This is a genomic window from Shouchella sp. JSM 1781072 (genome assembly GCF_041949915.1).
Taxonomy (GTDB): domain Bacteria; phylum Bacillota; class Bacilli; order Bacillales; family Bacillaceae_D; genus Shouchella.
Genome location: NZ_JBHFQE010000002.1, coordinates 147,408 through 171,719, shown reverse-complemented (window position 1 = coordinate 171,719; position 24,312 = coordinate 147,408). Strand labels below are relative to the sequence as shown.

Annotated in this window: 25 protein-coding genes; 18 read left to right on the top strand and 7 right to left on the bottom strand. The window is 41.2% G+C overall.

Annotated features, from left to right (window positions below; translation table 11 throughout):
- The first annotated feature begins 224 nt into the window (after nt 1–224).
- The 4 genes from ACE1TH_RS10235 (at nt 225) to ACE1TH_RS10220 (ending at nt 4,365) form a co-directional block, all read left to right on the top strand.
- Nucleotides 225–1,571, top strand: a complete 1,347-nt coding sequence (locus ACE1TH_RS10235) for a TrkH family potassium uptake protein (protein WP_099302343.1) — start codon at nt 225–227, stop codon at nt 1,569–1,571.
- A gap of 18 nt (nt 1,572–1,589) precedes the next feature.
- Nucleotides 1,590–2,249 (top strand): potassium channel family protein, encoded by a 660-nt coding sequence (locus ACE1TH_RS10230; protein WP_099302342.1) that lies wholly within the window; start codon nt 1,590–1,592, stop codon nt 2,247–2,249.
- Nucleotides 2,250–2,385: 136 nt separating this feature from the next.
- Entirely contained in the window at nt 2,386–3,363 is a 978-nt protein-coding gene (locus ACE1TH_RS10225) for a Gfo/Idh/MocA family protein (RefSeq protein WP_375078901.1), read from the top strand.
- 15 nt (nt 3,364–3,378) lie between these two features.
- Nucleotides 3,379–4,365, top strand: a complete 987-nt coding sequence (locus ACE1TH_RS10220) for a Gfo/Idh/MocA family protein (protein WP_375078900.1) — start codon at nt 3,379–3,381, stop codon at nt 4,363–4,365.
- A 10-nt stretch (nt 4,366–4,375) separates the two neighbouring features.
- Here the strand turns inward: ACE1TH_RS10220 and ACE1TH_RS10215 are convergent, their stop codons facing one another.
- Complete coding sequence (locus ACE1TH_RS10215) at nt 4,376–4,951, bottom strand: flavin reductase family protein (protein ID WP_255224753.1); 576 nt, start codon at nt 4,949–4,951, stop codon at nt 4,376–4,378.
- Between the two features lie 99 nt (nt 4,952–5,050).
- Here ACE1TH_RS10215 and ACE1TH_RS10210 point away from each other — a divergent pair, with 99 nt between their 5' ends.
- Nucleotides 5,051–6,736, top strand: a complete 1,686-nt coding sequence (locus tag ACE1TH_RS10210; RefSeq protein WP_375078899.1) for a M3 family oligoendopeptidase — start codon at nt 5,051–5,053, stop codon at nt 6,734–6,736.
- 29 nt (nt 6,737–6,765) lie between these two features.
- Here ACE1TH_RS10210 and sda read toward each other — a convergent pair whose 3' ends face one another.
- Nucleotides 6,766–6,912 carry a sporulation histidine kinase inhibitor Sda gene (sda, locus tag ACE1TH_RS10205; protein WP_375078898.1) on the bottom strand — a complete coding sequence of 49 codons (147 nt, stop codon included), beginning with the start codon at nt 6,910–6,912 and terminating at the stop codon, nt 6,766–6,768.
- A 163-nt stretch (nt 6,913–7,075) separates the two neighbouring features.
- Nucleotides 7,076–7,429: a YolD-like family protein gene (locus ACE1TH_RS10200; RefSeq protein ID WP_099302336.1), complete on the bottom strand. Its 354-nt coding sequence runs from the start codon at nt 7,427–7,429 to the stop codon at nt 7,076–7,078.
- 217 nt (nt 7,430–7,646) lie between these two features.
- Between ACE1TH_RS10200 and ACE1TH_RS10195 the strand changes: the two genes are divergently transcribed.
- Nucleotides 7,647–10,700, top strand: a complete 3,054-nt coding sequence (locus tag ACE1TH_RS10195; protein ID WP_375078897.1) for an efflux RND transporter permease subunit — start codon at nt 7,647–7,649, stop codon at nt 10,698–10,700.
- A 103-nt stretch (nt 10,701–10,803) separates the two neighbouring features.
- Here the strand turns inward: ACE1TH_RS10195 and ACE1TH_RS10190 are convergent, their stop codons facing one another.
- Entirely contained in the window at nt 10,804–11,277 is a 474-nt protein-coding gene (locus ACE1TH_RS10190) for an Asp23/Gls24 family envelope stress response protein (protein ID WP_099302334.1), read from the bottom strand.
- A 281-nt stretch (nt 11,278–11,558) separates the two neighbouring features.
- Here ACE1TH_RS10190 and ACE1TH_RS10185 point away from each other — a divergent pair, with 281 nt between their 5' ends.
- From ACE1TH_RS10185 to cysI, 8 genes are read left to right on the top strand one after another with little or no spacing between them, the layout of a single operon-like run.
- Nucleotides 11,559–12,263 (top strand): phosphoadenylyl-sulfate reductase, encoded by a 705-nt coding sequence (locus tag ACE1TH_RS10185; RefSeq protein ID WP_099303419.1) that lies wholly within the window; start codon nt 11,559–11,561, stop codon nt 12,261–12,263.
- Nucleotides 12,264–13,397 carry a sulfate adenylyltransferase gene (sat, locus tag ACE1TH_RS10180; RefSeq protein WP_375078896.1) on the top strand — a complete coding sequence of 378 codons (1,134 nt, stop codon included), beginning with the start codon at nt 12,264–12,266 and terminating at the stop codon, nt 13,395–13,397.
- Nucleotides 13,394–13,999, top strand: coding sequence for an adenylyl-sulfate kinase (gene cysC, locus ACE1TH_RS10175; RefSeq protein WP_255224758.1), 606 nt, complete (start codon nt 13,394–13,396; stop codon nt 13,997–13,999). The genes sat and cysC overlap by 4 nt, the downstream gene beginning before the upstream one ends.
- Before the next feature lie 9 nt (nt 14,000–14,008).
- A complete protein-coding gene (cobA, locus tag ACE1TH_RS10170; RefSeq protein WP_375078895.1) occupies nt 14,009–15,409 on the top strand; it encodes a uroporphyrinogen-III C-methyltransferase in 1,401 nt (466 codons plus the stop codon).
- Nucleotides 15,378–16,142 carry a sirohydrochlorin chelatase gene (locus ACE1TH_RS10165; protein ID WP_375078894.1) on the top strand — a complete coding sequence of 255 codons (765 nt, stop codon included), beginning with the start codon at nt 15,378–15,380 and terminating at the stop codon, nt 16,140–16,142. The genes cobA and ACE1TH_RS10165 overlap by 32 nt, the downstream gene beginning before the upstream one ends.
- A gap of 17 nt (nt 16,143–16,159) precedes the next feature.
- Nucleotides 16,160–16,765, top strand: coding sequence for a precorrin-2 dehydrogenase/sirohydrochlorin ferrochelatase family protein (locus ACE1TH_RS10160; protein WP_375078893.1), 606 nt, complete (start codon nt 16,160–16,162; stop codon nt 16,763–16,765).
- A gap of 12 nt (nt 16,766–16,777) precedes the next feature.
- Nucleotides 16,778–18,604, top strand: coding sequence for an assimilatory sulfite reductase (NADPH) flavoprotein subunit (locus tag ACE1TH_RS10155; protein ID WP_375079281.1), 1,827 nt, complete (start codon nt 16,778–16,780; stop codon nt 18,602–18,604).
- A gap of 22 nt (nt 18,605–18,626) precedes the next feature.
- Nucleotides 18,627–20,354 carry an assimilatory sulfite reductase (NADPH) hemoprotein subunit gene (cysI, locus tag ACE1TH_RS10150; protein ID WP_375079280.1) on the top strand — a complete coding sequence of 576 codons (1,728 nt, stop codon included), beginning with the start codon at nt 18,627–18,629 and terminating at the stop codon, nt 20,352–20,354.
- 38 nt (nt 20,355–20,392) lie between these two features.
- Here cysI and ACE1TH_RS10145 read toward each other — a convergent pair whose 3' ends face one another.
- Together ACE1TH_RS10145 and ACE1TH_RS10140 are read right to left on the bottom strand one after the other, a co-directional pair.
- Nucleotides 20,393–20,536, bottom strand: coding sequence for a lmo0937 family membrane protein (locus ACE1TH_RS10145; RefSeq protein WP_141556784.1), 144 nt, complete (start codon nt 20,534–20,536; stop codon nt 20,393–20,395).
- Between the two features lie 69 nt (nt 20,537–20,605).
- A complete protein-coding gene (locus ACE1TH_RS10140; RefSeq protein ID WP_375078892.1) occupies nt 20,606–21,097 on the bottom strand; it encodes a hypothetical protein in 492 nt (163 codons plus the stop codon).
- A 102-nt stretch (nt 21,098–21,199) separates the two neighbouring features.
- Between ACE1TH_RS10140 and ACE1TH_RS10135 the strand changes: the two genes are divergently transcribed.
- Both ACE1TH_RS10135 and ACE1TH_RS10130 read left to right on the top strand, forming a co-directional pair.
- On the top strand, nt 21,200–21,691 hold the full coding sequence (locus ACE1TH_RS10135; RefSeq protein WP_375078891.1) for an N-acetylmuramoyl-L-alanine amidase CwlD: 492 nt from the start codon (nt 21,200–21,202) through the stop codon (nt 21,689–21,691).
- A 139-nt stretch (nt 21,692–21,830) separates the two neighbouring features.
- Nucleotides 21,831–22,448, top strand: coding sequence for an NUDIX hydrolase (locus ACE1TH_RS10130; RefSeq protein WP_255225345.1), 618 nt, complete (start codon nt 21,831–21,833; stop codon nt 22,446–22,448).
- Between the two features lie 136 nt (nt 22,449–22,584).
- Here the strand turns inward: ACE1TH_RS10130 and ACE1TH_RS10125 are convergent, their stop codons facing one another.
- On the bottom strand, nt 22,585–22,734 hold the full coding sequence (locus tag ACE1TH_RS10125) for a hypothetical protein (RefSeq protein ID WP_375078890.1): 150 nt from the start codon (nt 22,732–22,734) through the stop codon (nt 22,585–22,587).
- A gap of 124 nt (nt 22,735–22,858) precedes the next feature.
- Between ACE1TH_RS10125 and ACE1TH_RS10120 the strand changes: the two genes are divergently transcribed.
- Both ACE1TH_RS10120 and ACE1TH_RS10115 read left to right on the top strand, forming a co-directional pair.
- Entirely contained in the window at nt 22,859–23,860 is a 1,002-nt protein-coding gene (locus ACE1TH_RS10120; RefSeq protein ID WP_255224765.1) for a Bug family tripartite tricarboxylate transporter substrate binding protein, read from the top strand.
- 14 nt (nt 23,861–23,874) lie between these two features.
- On the top strand, nt 23,875–24,309 hold the full coding sequence (locus ACE1TH_RS10115) for a tripartite tricarboxylate transporter TctB family protein (protein WP_255224766.1): 435 nt from the start codon (nt 23,875–23,877) through the stop codon (nt 24,307–24,309).
- The last annotated feature ends 3 nt before the right edge of the window (nt 24,310–24,312 follow it).

The following is a 24,312-nucleotide window of genomic DNA, read 5'->3' as shown; positions in this document are numbered from 1 at the left end:
ATTTTCTTTATTTTATAGTAAAAATAATCTATTTTAAATTGAGTGGAAAATTGTAAACGGCTTCCTGTATTGGTGTAAGCATCATTCCTTTTCCACTTGATGACCGTAATCGAGTTATTAAAAAAATAAACACCTGCGGAATCATAATAATTTTTATTGCAATCCTTTTATGGACAACATAGTATTAGATTCATCTATTAACGTGAAAGAATAAGGAGTCAACTATGAAACGAAAAAAGAGTAATCCTTTTCGAGTGATTCTCTTCGCATATTTAGTATCAATGCTTGTGTTTAGTTTTCTGCTCTACTTGCCTATTTTCCATGAACCTGGAATTGAACTCTCATACCGGGATGCACTGTTTACGTCTGTCAGTGCAGTAAGTGTGACGGGGCTTGTGACGATTAACGTAGTGGAAACGTTTAATTGGGGAGGAATTATCGTCTTAGCTCTAGCCATTCAAATGGGTGGGATTGGAATCATGACTCTCGCGACGTTTGCGTGGATGATGCTCGGACGCCGAATCAATTTATCACAACGTTTGCTTATTATCGTTGATCAAAATCGTGTGCAAAACCAATTTTCTGGTCTTGTTCGCTTAATGAGTAGCTTAATTGTCATCGCCTTATGTATTGAAGTGACAGGTGCGCTCATTCTTGGTACCTATTATTTACAGTTTTTTGATCAGCCCTATGAAGCCTATATCCAAGGCGCGTTTGCATCATTAAGCGCATTTACGAATGCAGGTTTTGATGTAACAGGACAATCATTAATTCCATTTGTTGATGATTATTTTGTTCAAGTTATTACGATTTTGCTCATCTTTGCTGGATCGATTGGATTTCCTGTTATCTTGGAATGTATTGAGTACATAAAAAGTAGGAAACGAACGTTTAAGTTTAGCTTGTTTACAAAACTGACAACGACAACGTATTTTACTGTTTTTATTATTGGAGCCATTGGAATTTGGCTGCTAGAACGAGATCTTGCGTTTGCGAATCTTAGCTGGCATGAACAAATTTCACAATCAATCTTTTTCTCAGCTACGACGAGAAGCGCAGGCTTATCAACTGTTGATTTAGCGGCATTCCATGTGCCTGTTCTTTTATTTATGTCGCTATTAATGATGATTGGAGCTAGTCCTTCAAGTGTAGGGGGCGGCATTCGCACCACGACTTTAGCGGTGATGATGCTAACGTTACGTAGTTTTGCGACTGGGAAGAAGCATGTACAAGTGTTCGGACGGAAAATTCATGAAGAAGACCAACAAAAATCATTTGTGGTTTTATCTATTTTTTCGGGACTGTTATTTCTTGCAATCATGCTCATCATGGCATTTGAACAAGATACGAGTATTACGCTTTTACAAGTATTAGTGGAAACCGCATCTGCGTTTGGAACATGTGGACTTTCTCTAGGCATTACATCTGAATTATCATTGCCAAGTCAAATCGTGTTAATGCTTTTAATGATTATTGGGAGAGTAGGCATTATTGCAGTGCTTTTCTCTTTTAGAGGAAATGAACAAAAAGGCAACATACAATATTCAACAGAACGTATTTTAATCGGTTAAATAGGAGGCGCATCGCACATGGGGAAAAAACAATTTCTAATTATCGGTCTCGGTCGGTTTGGTACGAGTGTATGCAAAGAGCTCTACAAGCATGGGCATGATGTTGTAGCGGTTGACGAAGATGAAGAACGAGTAGAAGACGCGGATAGTTTTACAAATCGAGCCATTATTGCTGACACCACTCATGAGAAAACGTTACGCTCGCTCGAACCAGAAAGCTATGATGCCGTAATTGTTGCGATTGGCGATCATATTCAGGAGAGCATACTAACAACACTTCTATTAAAAGAACTTGGCGTGAAAAAAGTGTGGGTGAAAGCAAGAAACAAGCAACACCATCGCGTGTTAGAAAAGATCGGCGCAGACCGAATCATCCATCCAGAGCTTGATATGGGAATTCGAATTGCCCACAGTTTAGATTCCGATAAAGTGATTGATTATGTAGAAATTTCGGTTGATCATAGCATTGTTGAATTAATTGCAACAAAAAAAATTGCAGGAAAGACACTGGCAAAACTAAATGTGCGCAGACGGTATAAATGTAATATTCTCGGGATAAAATCAGGAGAAAATTTGACGATTACGCCTATGCCTGACGACGTATTACAAGCAGGGGATATTATCATTGTCCTTGGTGAAAATCGTGATTTGAAGAAACTAGAAACGGATCTTCTCTAATAGAAAAAGATTGGCTCATCAATTGTTTACATTGATGAGCTTTTTAATTTTTAAGAAGGAAGATATATTTCCGAAGAGAACTAAATACATAGATGGTGGATGGTGCAAAAACAATCATTAGAAAGGAAGTTGCTACATGATAAGAGTCATGGTAATTGGACTCGGTTCAATGGGAGAGGTTCATTTAGAATGCTTTCGGAAAATGGACAATGTGCACATCAAAGCAGTTGTTGATTTGGACGAAGAGAGAGCGGTTGCGTACGGTCAGAAGTATGGGGCAAAGCCGTTCGTAACAATAGAAGAGGCGATGGAAGAAGAGGTAGATGTTGTATCAGTTTGTTTACCAACTGATCTACGTTTTGAGATCGTAAAACAAGCGGCTGATAAAGGTGTTGATATTATTTGTGAAAAGCCGCTCGCACGAACGGTAGCAGAAGCCGATAAGCTGATTGCTTATTGTGAAAAGAAATCCGTACGTCTTTTTGTCGGTCATGTCGTCCGCTTCTATCCTGAATATAACAAGGCAAAAGAAGCTGTACAAAATGGTGCAATTGGAAAGCTTGGCGTTGTTAGAACAGTAAGAAATCGAGCGTTTCCACATCGGGAAACGGAATGGTATGGAAGTACGAGTCGCAGTGGAGGCGTCCTTTTAGATTTGCTCGTCCATGATTTCGATTTTCTGCGTAGCTGTTTTGGCGAAGTGATACGGGTTTACGCACAAGCAACAACCTCTGGTAAAAGTGAAATCGATTATGCCCTTGTCACACTACGATTTGAAAACGATATCATTGCACACGTGGAAGGTTCTTGGGCTCACCAAAAGGATCGGTCAGCATTTGAATTTGCTGGAGAGAAAGGAATTATTCAGTACGATACGTCACAAACATCGCCACTTGTTGTGGAAAAAGAAAATGATGATCAAGTAGAAAGGCCGTTTAAAAAGTCTGCCTTTCAAGCGCAGCTCGAGCATTTTATCGCGTGTGTTGAAAATGGCTCGACCCCACTTGTATCAGCAGGTGACGGCTATCAAGCAGTAGCCATTGCGGAAGCTGCCGCACAGTCTGTCGTCAGCAGGCAACCTGTAGATTTGCAGTCAGTAATGGCTAAACGTTAAGGAGGAGGAACATACATGAAGGTAGGAATTGTCAGCTTTGCCCACGGGCATGCCAATGCGTATGCGTCAAGCCTTGTTAGCATGGACGATGTGGAGCTTGTCGGAATTTATGATGATGTACCTGAGCAAGGAAAAGAAGCCGCAAGTCGATTTCATACTATTTATTTCCGCTCTTATCAAGAACTTCTCAGCAAGAAGCTCGATGCGGTTATTGTCACATCTGAAAATGCAAAACACCTCGAACATGTGGAAGAAGCCGCGAAAGCTGGAGTAGCGATTTTATGTGAAAAACCACTTGCGGACACGATAACAGATGCCGAAAAAATGATACACGTATGCAAAGAGGCAAATGTTTTTTTGCAAACAGCGTTTCCTGTTCGCTTCAATGAAGTCGTTCGACGTGCGAAAGAGAGAATTGACAGCGGAGAATTTGGCAAGATCGTTGCGATAAAAGGAACAAATCGAGGGAAAAATCCTGGTGGATGGTTTACGGAGAAAGAAAAATCAGGTGGTGGAGCCGTCATCGATCATACCGTTCATGTCGTGGACGTGATGCGCTGGATTTTACAAGATGAAGTGGCTGATGTCTACGCCGAAATTGATCAGTTTTTTTCTGGAAAGTCGCTTGATGATGCGGGAATTTTAAATTTTTCATTTACAAATGGTGTCATCGCTACTCTCGATTGTAGTTGGTCAAGAAACGAACATTTTCCGATTTGGGGCGATGTGACGATGGAATTTATCGGTACGGAAGGAACAATGAAGATCGATGCACAAGGGCAAAAGCTTTCTGTGTATGATGCATCGGGCATTCATTATCAAGTATTTGCAGATGATATGGATCACGGATTGGTTAAAGACTTTATTAGCAGGGTGCGCTCGAAGAAAGCACCCTCGATTACTGGTGAAGACGGGTTACGTGCATTAGAAGTAGCAATCGGCGCATATGCGTCAAGTGAAAAAGGAGAGCGCGTGCAGCTGAAATCATTTCTGCAAACGTAAAAAGAAGCGGTCATTCAGGCCGCTTTTTATTGTGTAGTGAATGAAAAACGCTAGAAGCATTCGCATCAAGGACGCGGTATTCGGACCGACCTATGTACATTGGGAGGCCGATATGATCAAAATTCACGGTATGTTGGTCTGTAAATGCTTTTGGAGATTCATAGCTTTGCACCACCTCTCCAACCATCCACTCATGGGTGCCATACGTATGCTGACCAACTAACCGACATTCATAGGCAAAGTAAGCATCCTTAATAATAGGAACTTGGCAAATTTCACTAAGCTGATAAGGGATTTGACAGGCATCGAATTTATTCATATCGCGACCGCTATACGTTCCAGCAGCCTGAATCCATTCTGCTTTTTCATGAGGAAGAAAATGCACCGCAAACGTTTGGCTTTTTTGAATAAGGTCGTAGGTGTATGTTTCTTTTCGCAAAGCGATTCCATAGTGTCCAGGTTGCGTAGCCATGAATGTATGCCAACCAGAAGCCATGACATTTACATGGCCATTCCATTGGCTTGTGACAACCGCAACCATGCTTGGATAGGTGTGCCATGAATCTTTTGATACAGGTTGTAACATCTTCATCACTCCTAAATTTGGGATGTGTAGTCTTATTTAGCGTATAACTAGTATCCTCTCTTTTTGGATGCTAAACTAGCGAGAAAGGAGTTGATTCACGTGACAACATTCTATAAAGAACCGTTCTCTCTTCAGAAAACAGAAGAGCTTGAACAACGTTATCAAACGATCCTAAACATTCCCCTTGATTCAGTTGAACAAGTAGAAGTATTTCTGCAGAAGGAATCTGAATTATCCGACCAGATAGAAGAAATGACGACTGGTCACTATGTTGATTTTAACAGTCAAAACGATTCTGAGAAAGCCAAGCAACAATTTGAACATGATCAGCAAGTGGTGATGCCGATTGTGAAGAAATACACGGCTCTATTAGATGATGCGTTTCTGTCTTCAAAGGCGTTAAATCAGCTTCCTGAAGATCAATACGGCTATTTAGTAAAACGTAGAAAAAATGCACAAGCGCTTTTTCAAGAGAGCAATATTGAATTAGAAGTAGAAGAAGATCAGCTCGCCACATCCTATTTTGAACATACAGGTTCGCTAACAGCTGAATGGGATGGCGAAGAACTAACGCTTCCTCAGCTTAGTGCTTATATGGAAAGCGATGATCGAAACCAACGTAAGCGGGCGATGACAAAATTAAGAGAAGCGTTTATTGAAAAAGAAGAGCCACTGCAAGAGATACTGACGGAATTAATTCAACTTAGGCAGAAAAAAGCAGAAAACGCTGGTTTTACAAACTATATGGACTACATGTTTAAGAAGTATGAACGGTTTGATTATACGCCAGAAGACTGTAAACGTTTAGCTGAAAACGTGGCGACTTACGTGAAGCCGATTGTGGAAAAAATACATAAACGGCACCAGCATGAGTTAGGTCTTGATTCATACTTACCGTGGGATCGTAGTGGGATAAAGCAGGGTGAAAATCCGCTTAAACCGTTTCAAACCACTGAAGAGCTTGTGTCCAAGACCGAAACCGTCTTAAACCAATTAGACCCATCATTCGGGAAACTCTTAGCTGATTTAAATAAAGGAAGCGCGCTTGACCTTGAAAGTCGAAAAGGGAAGTCACCAGGTGGATTTTGTTCGCCACTCCCTCTTTCACAGCTTTCCGTTATTTTTATGAATCATGCTAAGCAACATGAGGATATGATTACGCTTGTTCATGAGATGGGTCATTGTATTCATAATGATTTAAAGAAAGATCTTCCTCTCGAGATGTACCGTGAAACGCCAATGGAATCAAGTGAACTTGCGAGTATGTCAATGGAGCTATTTTCTATGCCGTTTTGGAACACGTATTATCCAAAGCAGCAGGATTACGAGCGAGCAAAAAGGGATCAATTAGAATCAGTTGTGACGTTTTTGCCAGGTGGTGTTGTTATCGATCAGTTTCAGCACTGGTTGTATGAAAACCCGACCCATACAGCGGCAGAGCGAAACGAGAAATACCGAGCATTAGTAGAAGCGCACCATTCTAATCTTGTAGACTGGTCTAATTATGAAAAGTGGCAGGAAACACAGTGGCTTGGCGTGCTGCATATTTTTGAAGTTCCTTTCTACTACATTGAATACGTTATTGCCCAGCTCGGTGCTATTCAAATGTACAAAAATTTTCAAGAAAATCCTGAGAAAACGTTAAAGCAATATAAAGAGGCATTAGCGCTCGGGAGTTCAACATCTTTATCGGAAGTATTTGAAACGGCGGGGATTCGTTTTGATTTCTCTGAGGAAATGATTCGCTCCTTGATGGCGTTTATGGAAAAAGAACTACAGCTCTAATAGAAAAAGATAGCGCCAATTAGCTAGCGCTATCTTTTTTCTGTATGTATGTGTTTTAGGAGGCCTCGACGCTGAAGTTCTTGTTTTAAAATCGAAATAAAATCAGCGTTTAAGCTTAGATCGATCGCACGATTATACGTTTCGAGAAGAAGATCATCGGAAAGTTTCTGTAACATAACGAGGCTCTCCCTTTTAGTTAATAGATTTCTTGTATACATGTAATTTAACACAATATATAGTGTTAATCAATAAAATCTATCACTATATATACTTATTTTCAGAAAAACAAAAGCAGTTCGACAGAATGTGAGTCTCTTTGATTAGAGCAGTCATATTCAGTTAACTTTTTCGACAAACATCTTTAATCATTCGAAGGTTAAGCCATTCATAATCGTCGTCAAAAAGGAGCTTGATGCGCTTGTTCAAGTCGTCATATTTTGTAATGACACCATCTAATGGAAGATAACGACCTTCGTTCCAAATCGTTACCGTTACACAGTGCTGTTCATTCATTGCTTCTAAGATCGTTTCGCCAAGTTCCTGCCAGCTATCTTCTGATAATGGTTCGTGCAGTGGAATATAGGATTCTTCTTGCTGTAATTTTAGCCAGCTTTCTTTATGTTCGGGAAGCATCATTCGACTGCCTTCCCAAAGTAAATTTCCGCGTTTTACAAACAGTTCTTCTTTTCGCATATCGAACATCCTTTCGGTTTTTTCTTTTATTATATACGAATGTGCGTTCGTTATACAATGGAAATTATTACATAATAAAAAAGTGATTGACCTCGTTATAAAGTGTTTGTGTGCAACGAATGAATGTTGAGGAAGACATCTATTTACGAATAGGATGTTTTCTCTGCAATTAAAGAGGGTAAGAAACCGTGATACTGATTTAGAGAAGGGGTTAAATATGCGATGGATTTTAGATAGGCCGAAATTGACGGTCTTATTCTTTATTATGCTTACAGCTGTTGGAGCAATTAGTTTTTCGCAGCTTTCACAAAGAGAAATTCCGGAATTTGAACCACCGATTGGTCAAATTGTCACGCCATATCCAGGGGCTTCATCAGAGGAAGTGGAACAACAAATTACCGCTCAGGTAGAGGATATTCTTGGAAACTATGAAGAAATCGAGTCATACGAATCAGTCTCGGCACCGAGTCTGTCTCTTATTACGGTCGAACTCGACGAAAGTGTCGAAAACAAAGAAGCGCTTTGGAATGATATTAGTCAACAAGTAAATGGGCTGGCATCTTCCTTACCTGAAAATGCGTCAAACCCGGAAGTGGAAACGGATTTAGGAGATCAAGGGTTAGCGACGTACCAAATAACGTACGATGATGATGTAGACGTAGAAACGTTACAGCAAATGATTGAAACATATGAAGAAAATCTATCTTCACTTGTTGATATTACCGGTGTTGACGTGCAAGGAACAGTGGGACAAGAAGTTGCCGTCACATTGGATGCTGACGCGATGGAAGAAAACGACCTTTCTTTTGCCCAAGTGCTTGGCGTGTTGCAAGGTGAAGAAAATGTCACGCCTATTGGTGAATGGGAAAATGGAGAAGCCGTTGTGCCAGTCAACCTTGATACATATCAAGATGTTTCATCATTTAATGAGCTCCCTGTTGGTGTAAATGATGAAGGGGATCTTGTTCGTCTAGAAGACGTAGGAACGATGCAACAACAATTTAAAGCACGTGAAGAAGCCGTTCAATTTAATGGGGAACGAGCCATTTCTCTTACGTTTACCTTGCAGTCAGGTAGCAGTGTGCCAAGTGCGCAAGAAGAACTTGATGGCTTTGTGGAACAACTCGCGGCGGATTTACCTGAGGGGGCAGAAATTGAGCTTTTATACTCACAGTCGGACCTTGTCTCGGATTTATTTGCAGATTTGGCTTGGTCATTCGCATTTGCGTTTTTAGCAGTACTAATTGTCTGTTCACTTGGTTTACGAATCGGCTCCGCTATTAGCGTCGCAATAGCTGTTCCCGTATCATTAAGTATTGGCTCCATTGCATTACCATTTTTCAACGTAGACTTAAATCAAATTTCATTGATTGCTTATATTCTTGTGTTAGCGATTTTAGTCGATGATGCGATCGTGGTGAATGACAACATTGAAAGACAATTAAGGCAAGGGAAATCACCGAAAGAAGCGGCAAGAAAAGGAACGACAGAAGTACTTGGTTCTGTCATTACGTCAACGATCATCGTTGTGTTTACGTTCTTTCCAATTTTATTTTTACCAGGTGGCGCAGGGGAATTTATTCGTCCACTTCCAGTTGTAGTCGTGAGCGCAATTATTGCTTCAACCGCAGTTGGGTTAATCGGTGTGCCTGTTTATCGAGTGTGGAAAGAAAACAGGAAGCCGTTAAAGCAAGATAGCCGCCCAGCAGGAATTGCAGGTCCTGTTTTAGAAAAAGGTGGCCAATGGTACGGACGTAAATTAATGAGAGGTGTTGTGAATCATCCCTTTATCGTTGCGTTCACTGGTTTGTTTCTAGGAACCGCAGCGTATGGATTGATCCCGTGGATTCCGATTGAGTTCTTCCCGGATTCTGATCGAGAAGAAGTGTTTGTTGAAACGACACTTGAAGACGGAACGCCTCTTGCGCAAACAGAAGCGGAAGCGGAAGAAATGGCGGCATGGTTAGGAGAACATGATTTTGTTCGGTCGGTCTCCAGCTATTCTGGAACAGCTATCCCGCGTTTATTTAATTCTGATGGTGGGGGAGAAGAAAGTGAAAATCTAGCCAATTTCCTCGTGTTTATTGATAAAGAACAAATTGAAGCTAGAAGTGCAATGGACTTGTGGAGCGAAACGCTACCAGAAGAGTTCTCAGTCATTGAAACGTATGAAGTGTCCATCATCGAGTCAGGTCCGCCAGTAGGCGCGCCAATCGCGATTGACATAAGTGGACCATCTGTTGAGCAACTGATGGAAAAAAGTGCAGAGGCACAAGAACTTTTACTTAACGAAAATGGCGTGTTAAACGTTGATGATAACATTGGAAATCAAGTAGATTCCTTTTTGTTAGAAATCAATCGGGAAGCAATGGAAGAGAACGGCATTGTCAGTGATGATTTATCTCAAGCATTGGCAGCTTTAGGAGAAGGTGTACCACTCGGAACTTTTGATGAAGAGGGAGAGTTACTTGATTGGCGTCTCGTTTATGAAGGGGACGAAGTGACATTATTAGAAACGGTTACAATTTCTAGTGAATTAGGAGAAGCCGTACCTTTAGCAGATCTCGTGTCGATAACTGAGGAAGAAATCCAACCCCGAATTCCTCGACAACAAGGCGAGCGAATGGTTACGGTTCGAGCATTTCCATCTGAAGATCAATCTGCAGATGAGATTATTGCAGGGGTTGAAGATGAACTACTTGCATTAGAAGAAGACGAATACAGCGTAGTCATAGGTGGAGAGACATCTGAGCGTACGGAAGTGTTTGTTCAAATCGGGCAAATCTTTATCATCGTCGTCTTCCTTATTTTAATTGCAATGGTGATTCAGTTTTATTCCATTACCATTCCGTTTATTGTCTTGAGTGCCGTTTACTTAGCATTCTCAGGTGCAATGATTGGCTTATTTATTACCCAAACGGGTCTTGGGTTTATGTCGTTAATGGGTGGTGTCAGTCTCGCTGGGATTGTCGTTCGAAACGGGATTGTTTTAATTGAATTTATTGAACAGCGAAGAAGAGAAGGCCTGGCGCCAAAAGAAGCTGTTATGCTTGCAGCCGAACAGCGTTTTCGTCCGATCGTGTTAACCTCATTTGTGACCATCGCTGGGTTGCTGCCGATTGCATTTGGAAATAGTACACTTTTCCAGCCACTAGGCATAACAATTGTGTCCGGGGCGCTATTTTCAGCTGTCCTAACCCTATTTGTTGTACCAGCACTTTATTTAGTAAGAGTACGATGGAAAGAAGGCAAATTAGAGGAAGAAGAATAAAAGAAGCTGTCTTTAGAGGGATGTTGATTCCTCTTAAAGACAGCTTTATTTTCTTTGAAAAAACCCCCTCGAAGGCTAAAGACTTCGAGGGGGTTAAAATCTGCTATTCTACACGGTTTGAGTCAGTGCGGGATTTGGAATTAGACCGATTTTCATCAAACTCTTCTCTTGTGAATACATCGTCAACGTTCATATTAAACTCTACAAGCTCTAAGCCAGTCATTTGTTTAATATTTCGACCGACGCTTTCTTTAATGTCTTTGTAGATTTCGGGAATGCTTTTTCCGTATTCTACATACACTTCCAAATCGATGGCAACTTGCTTTTCACCAACGTCTGCACGAATTCCTTTAGTGATGTTTTCATCACCACCAAACGTTTCTCTCATGCCTTGAAAGAAGCTGCCGCTCATTCCAAGAATGCCTTCTGTTTCAATTGTTGCTAAGGCAGCAATCTTTTTTATCACTTCATCATCATACGTAAGACGATCACGGTTTTCTTGTTGCTCTTGCTGAGTATGTTGCTCTTGCTCAAGTTGTTCATTCGTTTTTTCTGTTGACTTTACTGTTTGTGCCATTGTGCATCTCTCCTTTTAATCTTTAACGTTTAATAGGAATTTCGACTTGTATCTTATTTAACCGTTCTGAGTAAAGGTTAAACATAGTGGCTTCATGGAAAAACGGTGCTGCCATAGGTAAGAGAAGAACAGGCTTACATCAAGAATAGTTAGAAAATAAGTAGTTGACAGTCTTTTTAAACAGGGGTAGAATTTCTTTAAATCATATAAAAATACACGGAATTATAGTAGGAACGTTTTATGAGAAAGGAGAAGCGAAATTGACTTATCTTTATAAAGAAATGGAAGATCAAGATTATGACCTCCTTAATTCAAAGCTAAAAAGTCGAGATAGCCTTGATATTTTACGGTTTGCGCAACAAACATACGGCGAACATTTAGTTTATGCGTGTAGTTTCGGAGCAGAAGCCATGGTCATGCTCGATCTATTATCAAAGGTGCAAAAAGACGCACACATTCTATTTTTAGATACAGATTTTCATTTTCAAGAAACATACGAACTGATTGAAAAAGTGAAGCAGCGCTATCCAGATATGCAGATTAAACTCGCAAAGCCGCAGCTTACACCGGAGGAACAAGCACAGCAGTTTGGTGAAAAATTATGGTTGTCAAACCCCGATCAATGTTGTCAAATTCGCAAGTTAGATGTTCTTGAGCGAGAAATGGCTCCTTTTGATGCATGGTTATCAGGGTTGCGAAGAGAGCAGTCACCAACCCGTGCCAATACAGAATTTATTAATCAAGACCGTCGCTTTAAAAAAGTGAAAATATGTCCACTCATTCACTGGACAGAGGAAGAGATTTGGATGTATATCGAGCTTCATAAACTTCCTTATAATCCACTTCACGATCAACATTATCCAAGTATTGGCTGTACGTATTGTACAAATCCAGTTATGCCTGGGCAAGACAATCGAAGCGGCCGTTGGCAAGGAAATCAAAAGACCGAATGTGGGCTTCATGCTCCAACGAAAGGAGAAGATTAAATGCTAGTTAAAGAAAAAGACTTAGTGCAGCTATATGATCCGAACTATTCAACAGAGGGTGTAGTGGCTGAAATCGAACTTGATGGATTTGCTTTATCAGATTTAGAACTTATCGGAATCGGTGGGTTTTCACCGTTAACAGGTTTTTTGAATGAAAACGACTATCAAGCCGTTGTGGAAAACATGCGCCTTGTTAACGGTGCGCCGTGGAGCGTGCCCATTACGCTGCCTGTAGATGAGCAAAAAGCAGAAGCATTAAAAGACCACATGAAAGCAAAACTTGTGTATAAAGGCGATGTTTACGGGGTTATTACGATTGAATCAATTTATGAGCCAGACAAAAAGAAAGAAGCCAAGCATGTGTATCGGACGGAAGATACGGCCCATCCAGGCGTAGCAAAACTTTTTTCTCGACCAGAGTTTTACGTAGGTGGAGACATTGTGCTAACAAAGCGCTTGGAACGGGAACAGTTTGGTTCTTATTATCTTGATCCAACAGAAACACGCAAACAATTTGCCGATAAAGGCTGGAAAACCGTTGTCGGCTTCCAAACCCGTAATCCGGTTCATCGTGCTCATGAATACATACAAAAAGCGGCTTTAGAAACAGTAGATGGACTCTTCTTAAATCCGCTTGTTGGAGAGACAAAAGCAGGAGACATTCCAGCTGATGTCAGAATGGAGAGCTATGAAGTCTTGCTGGAAAATTATTACCCAAAAAACCGAGTGCACTTATCGGTATTTCCAGCGGCGATGCGCTATGCCGGTCCACGAGAAGCAATTTTTCACGCCCTCGTTCGCAAAAATTATGGATGCACCCATTTTATTGTCGGACGGGATCATGCCGGTGTCGGTGACTATTACGGCACATACGATGCGCAGGAAATTTTTAAAGAGTTCGAAGCTGAAGAATTAGGAATTAAGCCTCTTTTCTTTGAACATAGTTTCTTCTGCAAAACATGTGGCAATATGGCGTCTTCAAAAACGTGCCCACACGATAAAGAACATCACGTAATTCTTTCAGGGACGAAAGTCAGAGAGATGTTAGCAAAAGGAGAACTGCCACCTGAGGAGTTCAGCCGAAAAGAAGTGGTTGAGATTCTCATTCGCGGTCAACAGGAGGCGAATGCATGAGCAAGTCAGTTGAGAATCTTGTTTGGCACGATGCGACTATTACGAAAGAAGACCGTCAAAGAAAAAACAATCATAAAAGCTGCTTGCTGTGGTTTACAGGCCTTTCTGGTTCGGGGAAATCTACATTAGCGAATGCGCTTGACCAAGTGCTTTACAACAATGGCTTAAATAGCTATGTCTTAGATGGGGATAATGTTCGACAAGGGCTAAATCAGGATTTAGGTTTTACAGACGAAGACCGTGTAGAAAATATCCGCCGAATTGGAGAAGTTAGTAAATTGTTTGTGGACGCAGGTACCATTGTTTCCACTGCATTTATTTCCCCTTTTCAAGCAGATCGCGAGCGTGTACGGGAACGATTTGCTGACCATGAATTTATTGAAGTGTATGTGCGCTGCAATCTGGAAGAATGCGAAAAACGTGATGTGAAAGGACTTTATAAAAAAGCACGAGCGGGTGAAATCCCACATTTCACTGGGATTAGCTCTCCATATGAAGCGCCTGACCAACCAGATTTGACTGTCGATACAGCGGAAGAGTCAGTCGAAGAGTCGCTAGAGAAACTCGTAAACTATTTAAAAGACAAACAGATTGTAAGGTAGGGGAGATCAATGGCAAAAGGAACCGTTTCTCTTGTTGGTGCAGGCCCAGGCGACATTGGTCTGATTAGTTATAAAGGAATGCAGCGTTTACGGCAAGCAGATGTGGTTCTGTATGATCGTCTTGTGAATCCGCTCTTGTTAGAAGAAGCCAAAGAGGGAGCGAACCTAATTTATGTGGGAAAGCTTCCAAATCGTCATGTATTTCGCCAAGAAGCCATTCATGATGAACTCGTGCGACAAGCAGAATCTCATCAAGTCGTGGTTCGTCTAAAAGGTGGCGACCCTAGTGTATTTGGTCGGGTAGGAGAAGAGGCTTCCTTTCTAGAAAACTACCATGTTCCGTACGAAATTATACCTGGTGTCACGTCTGGAATTGCTGCACCAGCTTATGCGAATGTACCTGTTACACATCGAACAAAAGGAACTAGTTTTGCTGTTGCAACAGGTCACAGTCAAAAAGAGAATTCCCTTGAACTTGATTGGGAAGGTTTGTCAAAGATTGATACCGTTGCATTTTATATGGGGGTAAAAAACCTTCCTAACATCGTTGATCAATTTCAACAACATGGGCGAGCTGCGGATGAACCTGTACTGTGTATTCAGTGGGGGACAACGAGTAAGCAAAGAGTAGTAAAAGCCACACTGAGTACAATCGTCGAAGCTGTTCAGAAGCATGGAATTGGGAACCCAGCTATCACTCTTGTCGGAGATGTTGCAGCTCTGTATGAAGGGAAAAGCTGGTTTGAACAGAAACCATTATTTGGTCATTATCCTCTTATTCTCTCACAATCTGGGTCTCAGCTAGTTGAGCAGCTGCGCGAAGCAGGGGCAGAGGCGTATCAACCAAAAGTGGTTAGAAAACAAGGATTAAACCTAGCAAACCTTTTAAATGAAGGGGATTCACTTGTGTTTCAAGCTGAGCAGGATGTCCATGCTTTTTTTCAGCAACTAATCGCAGAAAAAATGGACGTTCGGTCGCTGAAGGTGAATGTTGTTAGCGAGACGTCAGAAGCAACAGAAGCACTGCGACACTATGGATTCTTTCAACTGTTAACAGAACCAGTTGGAGAGGTATTTACGTATGCAGCAAACGAAAGGGATCAAGTTGAGTGGACGGCTACTTCAGACATCATATTAAATCGTTTAAAAGAGGAAGAGTCCATTACAGATGTTTTCGTCTCAACTGTAGAGGAGCTTCAAATTTTAGACAGATTACTAGACGATTATCCAGCATTGCGTAACCTACCAATATATAGCTACTCACACAACGTTGTCTGTGAATTGGAAAAAAGAGCGTTGCGAGGTCTTTTAATCGACAGCCACGCACAAAGTCGTTTAGGGCAGTGGTTACATGATTGGCAAGGGCAGGTGAATCAACATGCAAGCCATTCTCTATGTCGGTCACGGTAGTCGCGTTCAAGCTGGAAACGAACAATTTCAGACGTTTATTAAACGATTAAAACCAGTTTTTGAAGCGTTTCAAACGCACGCATTTATTGAGCTAACAGCGCCAACTATTCAAGATGGCATTGATCGGTGCGTACAAGCAGGTGCAACCAAAATTGCCGTTGTTCCTGTTTTGTTACTAACCGCTTTTCATGCAAATAAAGACATTCCGAATGAATTAAAGGAAGCACAAAAGAGGTATCCTTCCCTACAACTAACGTATGGACGCCCTTTTGGCATTCATGACGATGTGATTCAAGTCGCTATTGATCGTCTGAAAGCTGCTGGCTTGCAGGAATGGGATCACGACAGAGAAGAAGGAACAACCATTTTACTCATTGGTCGTGGTTCAAGCGATGGCAACCAACCGAGCGATGTGGCTAAAATTGGGCGGCTGCTTTATGAGCGAATGGCGTGCGACAACGTGGAGATTGCGTTTTTAGCAGCAACCACTCCAACAGTTGAACAAGGTCTAAAGAAGTGTGAGCGGTTGGGCGCAAAAAAAGTGTATGTACTCCCGTATTTATTGTTTACTGGCGTGCTAATGAATGAGCTCTCGCAGTCCATTGAAGAAAGAGAGAATAATACCGAAACGAACTACATTCTTTGCGATTTTCTTGGCTTTGACTTTGGCTTAGAGGCTGTCTTAGAAGCACGAGTAAAAGAGGCAATGACAATGGACGTGATGAAACGATGACAGGTGCACTGCCTTACATGATTCAAGTATCTCAACTAACGATTACCGTTGTAGGTGGTGGAACGGTTGCGCATAAACGTTGCAAAGCGCTCATCCACGCTGGGGCAAACGTCCATGTACTTGCACCTCGTTTAGTGGGGGAGTGGGACGCATTGATACAAGAAGATGGCTTCCACTGGGAACAGCGTAGTTTAACGGGACAAGAAAGCCTTCTTTCCGATTGGGTATTTCTCTGCACAACCGATCAAGAGCTCCATCGCTCACTCATGAACAATCGAGCCCCTCGTCAAATGATGTATGCGTGCGATGACGCTCAAGCAGGACAGTTTTACGTACCTGCTCAAATTGATAAGGGACTATTGAGTGTGAGTGTCTCGACCGCTGGTGCAAGCCCTTCATATACAAAACGAATAAAAGCAATACTTGAAGAAGCATTGCCTGAAAACGCTGAAAGGGACTTGGTTTTTTTGCAACAAGCTCGAAAAAAGTTATTAGCGCAAGACGGGCAAAGGGAAGAAAAGCTTGCCGTTTTAAAAGAATTAGCTCGACCTGAACGATTACGAGATCCAAACCGAGAAGAATGGTTCAACAACGCGTTCGCATCATTAGAAAAAAGAAGGTAAGAGGTGAATCACTTGCAGTTGCAAACAACCAACAGTCCATTTAGCAAAGAACAAGTTGAATGGCTTAATCAACTATTGCCATCTTTAACGCAAGAGCAAAAAGTATGGTTAAGTGGCTATATGGCTGCTTCAGGAAACACTGCTGTTCAAGAAATAGCGGCTAGTGTGGAAACCGAGCAGGCACAAGCTCAACGTCCGACTGCTGAAAAACGAGAGGCAACGATTCTCTATGGTTCGCAAACAGGAAATGGACAGCAACTCGCTCAACAAGCGGCAGATCAACTGAAGGAACAAGGTGTAGACGTTACCCTTTCATCGATGCATACATATAAGCCAAAACAGCTTAAGGATGTAAAGCACTTGCTCGTCATCGTAAGCACACACGGAGAAGGTGACCCGCCTGATCATGCGATCACGTTCCATGAATTTATGTACAGTAGAAAAGCACCGAAGTTAGATGGGGTGGCTTATTCGGTATTAGCTTTAGGTGATTCGTCGTATGAATTTTTCTGCCAAACAGGTAAAGACTTCGATGAGCGCTTGGCTGAATTAGGCGGCACACGTCTGTTTCCTCGCGTAGACTGCGATCTTGATTTTGATGAAGATGCAAATGAGTGGATTCAAGGCGTACTAAAAAGTTTAACAGACCAAGCTGGTGAACAGCAGAGCAGTTCTACACAACAAGTGGAAGCACCGGCAGCGGGAACAGCTACTTATTCAAGGTCAAATCCATTTCCAGCAGAAGTGTTAACAAATATTAATTTAAATGGACGAGGATCTATAAAAGAAACCCGTCATCTTGAGTTATCCCTTGAAGGATCTGGCTTGTCTTTTGCACCAGGAGACAGTGTAGGGATTTTCCCGGAAAATGATGACGTATTAGTGACCCAGCTGCTCGAAGCAACCAGTTGGGACCCAGAAGAAGCGGTACCAATTAATAAAAAAGGCGATGTCCTTCCATTAAAAGAAGCGTTACAGCGACAGTTTGAGCTAACCGTATTAACAAAGCCTTTACTAGAAAAAGCATCCCTTTTATCTGAAAATGATGCGATTTCACAGCTTCTTCAAGCCGAGTCTTCAGAAGAATTAAAAGCGTATCTGGAAGGTCGTGACTTGATTGATCTTTATCAAGATTATGGACCGTGGAAAGGTGGCGCAAGTGATTTTGCAGCTATCTTAAGAAAGATGCCGCCACGCTTATACTCGATTGCAAGTTCATTTGAAGCGGAGCCAGACGAAGTGCATCTAACGATTGGTGCGGTGCGATATGATGCACATGGACGGAGTCGAACAGGGGTCTGTTCCGTTGAATGCGCCGAGCGAAAAGAGCCAGGCGATACACTGCCAATTTTTATTCAAAAAAATGAAAGCTTCCGTTTACCTGAAAACCAAGAAGCACCCATTATTATGATTGGCCCTGGAACGGGTGTCGCGCCATTTCGTGCCTTTTTAGAAGAAAGAGAAGAGCTCGGCGTGGAAAGCCAAGCATGGTTATTTTTCGGAGATCAGCATTTCACAACCGACTTTCTCTATCAAACAGACTTTCAGCGCTGGTTGCAAGAAGGGGTCTTAAGCAAAATGGATGTGGCATTTTCACGAGATGGTAAAGAAAAAGTTTACGTCCAGCATCGGATGAAAGAACATGCAGGCGAACTATTTTCGTGGTTAGAAAAAGGTGCCTATGTGTATGTATGTGGAGATGAGACACGAATGGCAAAAGATGTTCAGGACACCTTGCTTGAGATTATTAAAGAACACGGACAAAAAAGTGACGATGAAGCGAATGCTTATTTAACAGCAATGCAACAAGAAAACCGATATTTGCGAGACGTATATTAATGGAGGGATGGCAGTGAAAAAGATTGATGAAATTCAAGCACAGGATGGACCTCCGAGTGACGTAGAGCGGATAAAAGAGGATAGTCATTATTTACGAGGCACGTTAACAGAAGCATTAAATGAACCGATTAGTGCTGGCATCAATGATGATGATAATCGCTTAATGAAATTTCACGGTAGTTATTTACAAGATGATCGCGATTTAAGAGATGAACGCAGACAACAAAAGCTTGAACCTGCGTACCAATTTATGGTGCGTGTTCGACTGCCAGGAGGAGTGGCAACACCTGATCAGTGGCTTAAGATGGATGAACTTTCGCGCGAATATGCGAATGGCACGTTACGATTAACAACGAGGCAAACGTTTCAACTTCACGGCATTTTAAAATGGAATATGAAAAAAAGCATCCAAGGAATCAATGAAGCGCTTATGGATACGATTGCAGCGTGTGGGGATGTCAATCGAAATGTCATGATTACACCAAATCCATATCAGTCAGATTACCATCAAGAAGTGTATGAATGGTCACGGAAATTGAGCGATGATTTGCTGCCGAAAACAAGAGCCTATCATGAAATTTGGCTTGATGAAGAAAAAGTTGCTGAAACACCGAAACAAGAAGAGGTTGAACCGATGTATGGTCCGCTTTATTTGCCAAGAAAGTTTAAAATTGGCGTAGCGATCCCACCAGCTAATGATGTGGATGTGTTTTCGCAAGATATCGGCTATATAGCGGTCATTGAAGATGGGAAACTAAAAGGGTTTAACATTGCAGTAGGTGGCGGGATGGGTATGACTCATGGCGACCAGCAAACCTATCCTCAGCTGGGACGGATAATAGGTTTTTGTAAACCGGAGCAGATGGTTGATGTAGCTGAAAAGCTCATTACCATTCAGCGAGATTATGGAAATCGTTCAGAGCGTAAATATGCGCGATTTAAATATACAATTGATAAACGTGGTCTAGATTGGCTTGTGACGGAACTGCATGAACGGTTAGGATGGCAGTTAGAAGAGGCGACGGCGGTTCAATTCGATCATAACGGCGATCGATATGGCTGGACGAAAGGGATACGAGGCCGTTGGCACTACACGCTTTTTGTACAAAATGGCAGAATTAAAGATGATGGTGACTATCAACTAATGACTGGATTACGAGAAATTGCCAAGGTCCATTCTGGGGATTTTCGTTTAACAGGTAACCAGAACGTCATTATTAGTAACGTCACATCAGCAAAGAAAAAGCAAATCACAGCGTTAATTGAAGCGCATGGGTTATCAGACGGCACGTACACATCAGGCTTACGGAGAAATTCAATGGCGTGCGTAGCTTTTCCTACTTGTGGTTTAGCGATGGCGGAGTCAGAACGATATTTGCCGTCCCTCGTTTCAAAACTTGAATATGTATTGGATGATGCGGGGTTAAAAGATGAGGATATTACGATACGCATGGCTGGGTGCCCAAATGGCTGTTCACGAGCAGCGCTAGCTGAGATCGGCTTTATCGGTAAAGCGCCAGGTAAGTATAATCTTTATTTAGGTGCTGGTTTTGCTGGTGAACGTTTAAGTAAAATGTACAAAGAAAACATTGGCGAAACAGAAATTCTTGATACCCTTGCACCGATCATTCATGACTATGCAAAAAATCGAGTAGAGAAAGAGCACTTCGGTGATTTCGTTATTCGCTCAGGCTATATTCACAAAACAGAATCAGGTCTCGATTTTCATAAAGAAAACGCTGATGCTTAAACGCAAAAACCCGACATTCTAAAGAATGCCGGGTTTCTCTATTTCTTACCGCCTCTGACTAACTGAATAATAAGTACAATGAGCGCAACGATAAGAAGTAAATTAATAAATCCACCTGCAACATCGAGTAAAAGTCCTACGAGCCAAACGGCAAGAATAATACCAATAATTGTCCAAAGCATATTTTTGACCTCCAAATGCTAAAAATAATGAACAATACTATCTTTCCCGTTTAAGCGAAGAGATAAACGTTAATTGCTAGAATCGCCTTCAATCATGAGGGACGCTTCTGTATAGCCTTCTTCTGATCCCATAAGTTCCACTGTAATGACTGCTTCGCCATTATCTGATTCAAATTCTGGAACAAATTCAAGAAGTTGTTCACTTGTATAGGTTAGCTCTGTGTAATCTCCTTCATTGCTGCGATTTTCTTCCGTAACATCATATGGCAAATGGGAACGAACTTGTTCAATTGCGTCTTCTTCAGAGAAAAACTCATCTCGTTCTAACGCTTGCAAGTCTAGATGAATCTCTGTAGCGCGCTCAACTTCAAAAGAAACAGATAGATAACCTGTGTTATCGGTATAATCATAGTTTGACTCGTCTTGATTGATTTCATTTTCTCCGTACTCAGCTTCAAAATCTTCCGTTGTATTTCCAAGACCCGGTACAGACGTATTTTGATTACAGCCTGTGATCAAAAGAACTGACAGGAAGATAGTGGATAAAGTGATGTGCTTCATGATGTTGCCCCTTTCAAATCGTTTCGTATTTTACAAGTACCCCGTCAAATCGATCATAAAACGAACAAAATCTTACAAATACAATATGCATATTTATTGCCTATGTTTCATAGAATAGTAGAAGAATATTTTTTGAAAGCAGGTGAAGCGATGAATAAGTGGCTAGTGGCAAGTCTATTATTTTTTCCATATTTTTTTAGTGGAGAACCAATTGAAGAGCATGTGGACGGGGAGGAACCAATTGACCATTTGTGGACAAGCTCTACAGTTGAATATGACTACCATGTAGGGAAAGATTTAATATCGAGAGCCTACTCCACGCTTGTAAGTGAAGATGACGATCAGGCTAGGATTTTAATTGAACTTGATACTTCCGTCGTTAATGGAGACATTCTTCTTAGTACCGCGGAAGAGCTTCATGAGAAACTTGAACAGGCTCAGCCTGGCTTAAGCAGAGGCATCTTTGCTCGTTCCGATGGTAGAGCGCAAGGTGACGAGAGCATCAAACTTTATATTGGTGGAGTGGAAAATACCGATCTAGAGTTAGAGACAACTGAAGAATTTGTAAAGCATGTCATTAATGATCTAAATTAATGTCACATCATACATAGCTTATCGTTCATACGATGAGCTATTTTTATCGTTACAATGGTACAATTCAAATTGAGAGGCAGGTGGATATCTAATGAAATCTCTCTGTGAACAATTGTATTTTTACGACGAGGTGAAGATGATGAGCAACAAATGGCTTCATTGGGCAAATCGTATTCAAGCCATTGCCCAATCAGGAAAAGCATTTTCAAGCGACCCCTATGACGTAGAACGTTACGATGAATTGTTAACCATGAGTGCGGACATCCTTGCTAATTACGGTGATGTGGATACGAAAATTGTAAAAACTTTGTTTGAAAACGAATCAGGCTATCAAACGCCAAAGCTTGATGGAAGAGGTGTTGTGTTTCTAGATAATAAAGTTCTGCTTGTTCGCGAAAAGAAAGATCAGCTTTGGTCATTACCAGGAGGGTTCTGTGAGGTTGGTTCGTCTGCAAAAGAAAATGTGGAAAAAGAAATCTATGAAGAATCAGGCTATCAAACAAAAGCTACAAGGTTGTTAGGATTGTATGATATGCAGAAGCACGGCCATCCCCTTCAGCCATTTCATTACTATAAAGTGTTTTTACAATGTGAGATTATAGACGGCACAGCAAGTAAAGGGGTGGAAACAGACCAAGTCGGTTTTTTTACACGCGATTCGTTACCACCATTATCAACGAGGCGAAATACAGAAGAACAAGTGAAGTCGATGTTCGCATTTTTAGATCAGACGAAGGTGGAAGCTTATTTTGAATAAAGTGAAATGTCTTCTAAACGAAGGCATTTTTAATTTGTTCAAATAATGAACACACGTTAAAAAAAGTAACAAAAAAGATTGGTTTTATATATGAATCAATTTCATCACCCCTACATCGTGTCATAATAACGAACATTTATCTTAATTGGCGAACGCTTGCCCCGGGCACGGTCTCAGCCATTCTCGCGTAAAATCTCGCTCCAATGTCTTCAAACACGTGCTGTTCCCGCGGGCGTCGTCGCCAAATTAATAACAAAAATTTCACAAATGATATTGTTGTTATCATTCATAAAAATGACTATGAGTACCTATTATAATTCATTTATATATATAGAAATTAAATTGGCACATCTTTTGCATTAATTAACACAAAATGTAAGCGTTTACTTTGAAGGAGGGGGATGAGTACGATGAAATTAATGTTTGTAGTGTGTTTGTTAATTCTATTGGTAGGGTGCGGAAGTGGTAATTCTTCTACAAATCCTAGTGATGAAGCATGGTCACCAACAAGGGACATTGAGTTTGTGGCACCAGCTCGTGCTGGTGGGGGCTGGGATACTTCAGCTAGAATGATAACAAATGTCATTATGGAACAGGGTTTAATGGAACAAAATATAGGTGTAGTCAACAAACCAGGTGGCACTGGAGCAGTTGGTTGGGCTTATATTGAAAATCAAAAAAGTGATCATACGTTCTTTACGACCTCATCTCATATGATCTACTCAATGTTATCTGGTAATTCTGACTATAATTGGGATGATCTAACACCAATTGCAAATTTAGCAGCTGACTATGGAATTATTGCAGTTAGTGGAAATGCACCATGGAATTCATTAAGTGAATTAATGGAAGATTACAAAATGAGACCTTCAGAGTTAACGGTTATTGGAACAAATACTCCTGGAGGGCAGCAGCATATTCAGTTTGTAGATTTAGCCACAGAAGCTGGCGTTAGTATGGAGGATATTCGATATGTTGCTGACCCAGGAACAGGTGGAATTCCAAGTTTGTTAAGTGGTCACGTCCAAATATTATCGTCAACACTAGGTGCAGGTTCCATTGAACAGCATCGAGCTGGTGATATAAAAATATTGGCGGTGTTTGCAGAAGAGAGAGTTCAAGGAGAGGATATTTCTTCCATCCCTACTGCGATTGAACAAGGTTATGACACCGTGCATGTAATTTGGCGAGGGGTATTTGGTCCGAGTATCTTATCGGAAGAACAAGTATCATATTACGAATCGGTTTTAAGAGAGGTAAACAATTCTCAACAGTTCGCTGAGATTAGAGAAAGGCTGGGCTGGACAGAGATGTTTATGGATAGTGAAGAGTACGCTGAATTTATTGAAAAAGAAGTAGAGTCGAATCGAGTTATTATGAAAGAACTTGGTTTACTTGCTGAAGGGCGCTGAAGAAGGGGATGCCAATGAATAGAAAAATTAGTCTAGTATTAGCCGCTATTGCGCTTATTTATCTTATCTTGACTTTCAATCTACCTAATTACGAGTATATTCTTATCGACGCCGATGTTTTTCCGTTTTTGTTAGGTGGGGCACTTCTGGTATTGTCGATTGTATTATTTTTTCTAAAGTCAGACGAAGATGCGACGTTATTTATGAAAAAGAAAGATCTTGCGGTGTTACTTACAATGTTTAGTATGCTTCTCGCTTACATCCTCTTGCTAGAACCAATAGGATTTGTGCTATCAACTTGTGTATTTCTATTTAGTAGCTCCTTATTTCTAGGTTATCGTAAACATCTGACAAATGTTGCTGTTTCTGGAGTAGTCCCTCTAACTATTTATTTCTTATTTACGAGCTTATTAGGGATTGCATTGCCGCAAGGTATTTTACCATTTTAGAAG

Excerpts from the sequence above, each read along its gene's own strand:
- ACE1TH_RS10220 (WP_375078900.1), top strand. The coding sequence starts at position 3,379 with ATGAAGGTAGGAATTGTCAGCTTTGCCCACGGGCATGCCAATGCGTAT.
- cobA (WP_375078895.1), top strand. The coding sequence starts at position 14,009 with ATGGCAAAAGGAACCGTTTCTCTTGTTGGTGCAGGCCCAGGCGACATT.
- ACE1TH_RS10185 (WP_099303419.1), top strand. The coding sequence starts at position 11,559 with ATGGAAGATCAAGATTATGACCTCCTTAATTCAAAGCTAAAAAGTCGA.
- ACE1TH_RS10130 (WP_255225345.1), top strand. The coding sequence starts at position 21,831 with ATGAGCAACAAATGGCTTCATTGGGCAAATCGTATTCAAGCCATTGCC.
- ACE1TH_RS10235 (WP_099302343.1), top strand. The coding sequence starts at position 225 with ATGAAACGAAAAAAGAGTAATCCTTTTCGAGTGATTCTCTTCGCATAT.
- ACE1TH_RS10230 (WP_099302342.1), top strand. The coding sequence starts at position 1,590 with ATGGGGAAAAAACAATTTCTAATTATCGGTCTCGGTCGGTTTGGTACG.
- ACE1TH_RS10165 (WP_375078894.1), top strand. The coding sequence starts at position 15,378 with ATGCAAGCCATTCTCTATGTCGGTCACGGTAGTCGCGTTCAAGCTGGA.
- sat (WP_375078896.1), top strand. The coding sequence starts at position 12,264 with ATGCTAGTTAAAGAAAAAGACTTAGTGCAGCTATATGATCCGAACTAT.
- ACE1TH_RS10200 (WP_099302336.1), bottom strand. The coding sequence starts at position 7,429 with ATGCGAAAAGAAGAACTGTTTGTAAAACGCGGAAATTTACTTTGGGAA.
- ACE1TH_RS10140 (WP_375078892.1), bottom strand. The coding sequence starts at position 21,097 with ATGAAGCACATCACTTTATCCACTATCTTCCTGTCAGTTCTTTTGATC.
- ACE1TH_RS10160 (WP_375078893.1), top strand. The coding sequence starts at position 16,160 with ATGATTCAAGTATCTCAACTAACGATTACCGTTGTAGGTGGTGGAACG.
- ACE1TH_RS10215 (WP_255224753.1), bottom strand. The coding sequence starts at position 4,951 with ATGTTACAACCTGTATCAAAAGATTCATGGCACACCTATCCAAGCATG.
- ACE1TH_RS10190 (WP_099302334.1), bottom strand. The coding sequence starts at position 11,277 with ATGGCACAAACAGTAAAGTCAACAGAAAAAACGAATGAACAACTTGAG.
- ACE1TH_RS10145 (WP_141556784.1), bottom strand. The coding sequence starts at position 20,536 with ATGCTTTGGACAATTATTGGTATTATTCTTGCCGTTTGGCTCGTAGGA.
- ACE1TH_RS10225 (WP_375078901.1), top strand. The coding sequence starts at position 2,386 with ATGATAAGAGTCATGGTAATTGGACTCGGTTCAATGGGAGAGGTTCAT.
- ACE1TH_RS10125 (WP_375078890.1), bottom strand. The coding sequence starts at position 22,734 with ATGATAACAACAATATCATTTGTGAAATTTTTGTTATTAATTTGGCGA.
- ACE1TH_RS10135 (WP_375078891.1), top strand. The coding sequence starts at position 21,200 with ATGTTTCATAGAATAGTAGAAGAATATTTTTTGAAAGCAGGTGAAGCG.
- sda (WP_375078898.1), bottom strand. The coding sequence starts at position 6,912 with ATGTTACAGAAACTTTCCGATGATCTTCTTCTCGAAACGTATAATCGT.
- ACE1TH_RS10195 (WP_375078897.1), top strand. The coding sequence starts at position 7,647 with ATGCGATGGATTTTAGATAGGCCGAAATTGACGGTCTTATTCTTTATT.
- ACE1TH_RS10120 (WP_255224765.1), top strand. The coding sequence starts at position 22,859 with ATGAAATTAATGTTTGTAGTGTGTTTGTTAATTCTATTGGTAGGGTGC.
- cysC (WP_255224758.1), top strand. The coding sequence starts at position 13,394 with ATGAGCAAGTCAGTTGAGAATCTTGTTTGGCACGATGCGACTATTACG.
- ACE1TH_RS10115 (WP_255224766.1), top strand. The coding sequence starts at position 23,875 with ATGAATAGAAAAATTAGTCTAGTATTAGCCGCTATTGCGCTTATTTAT.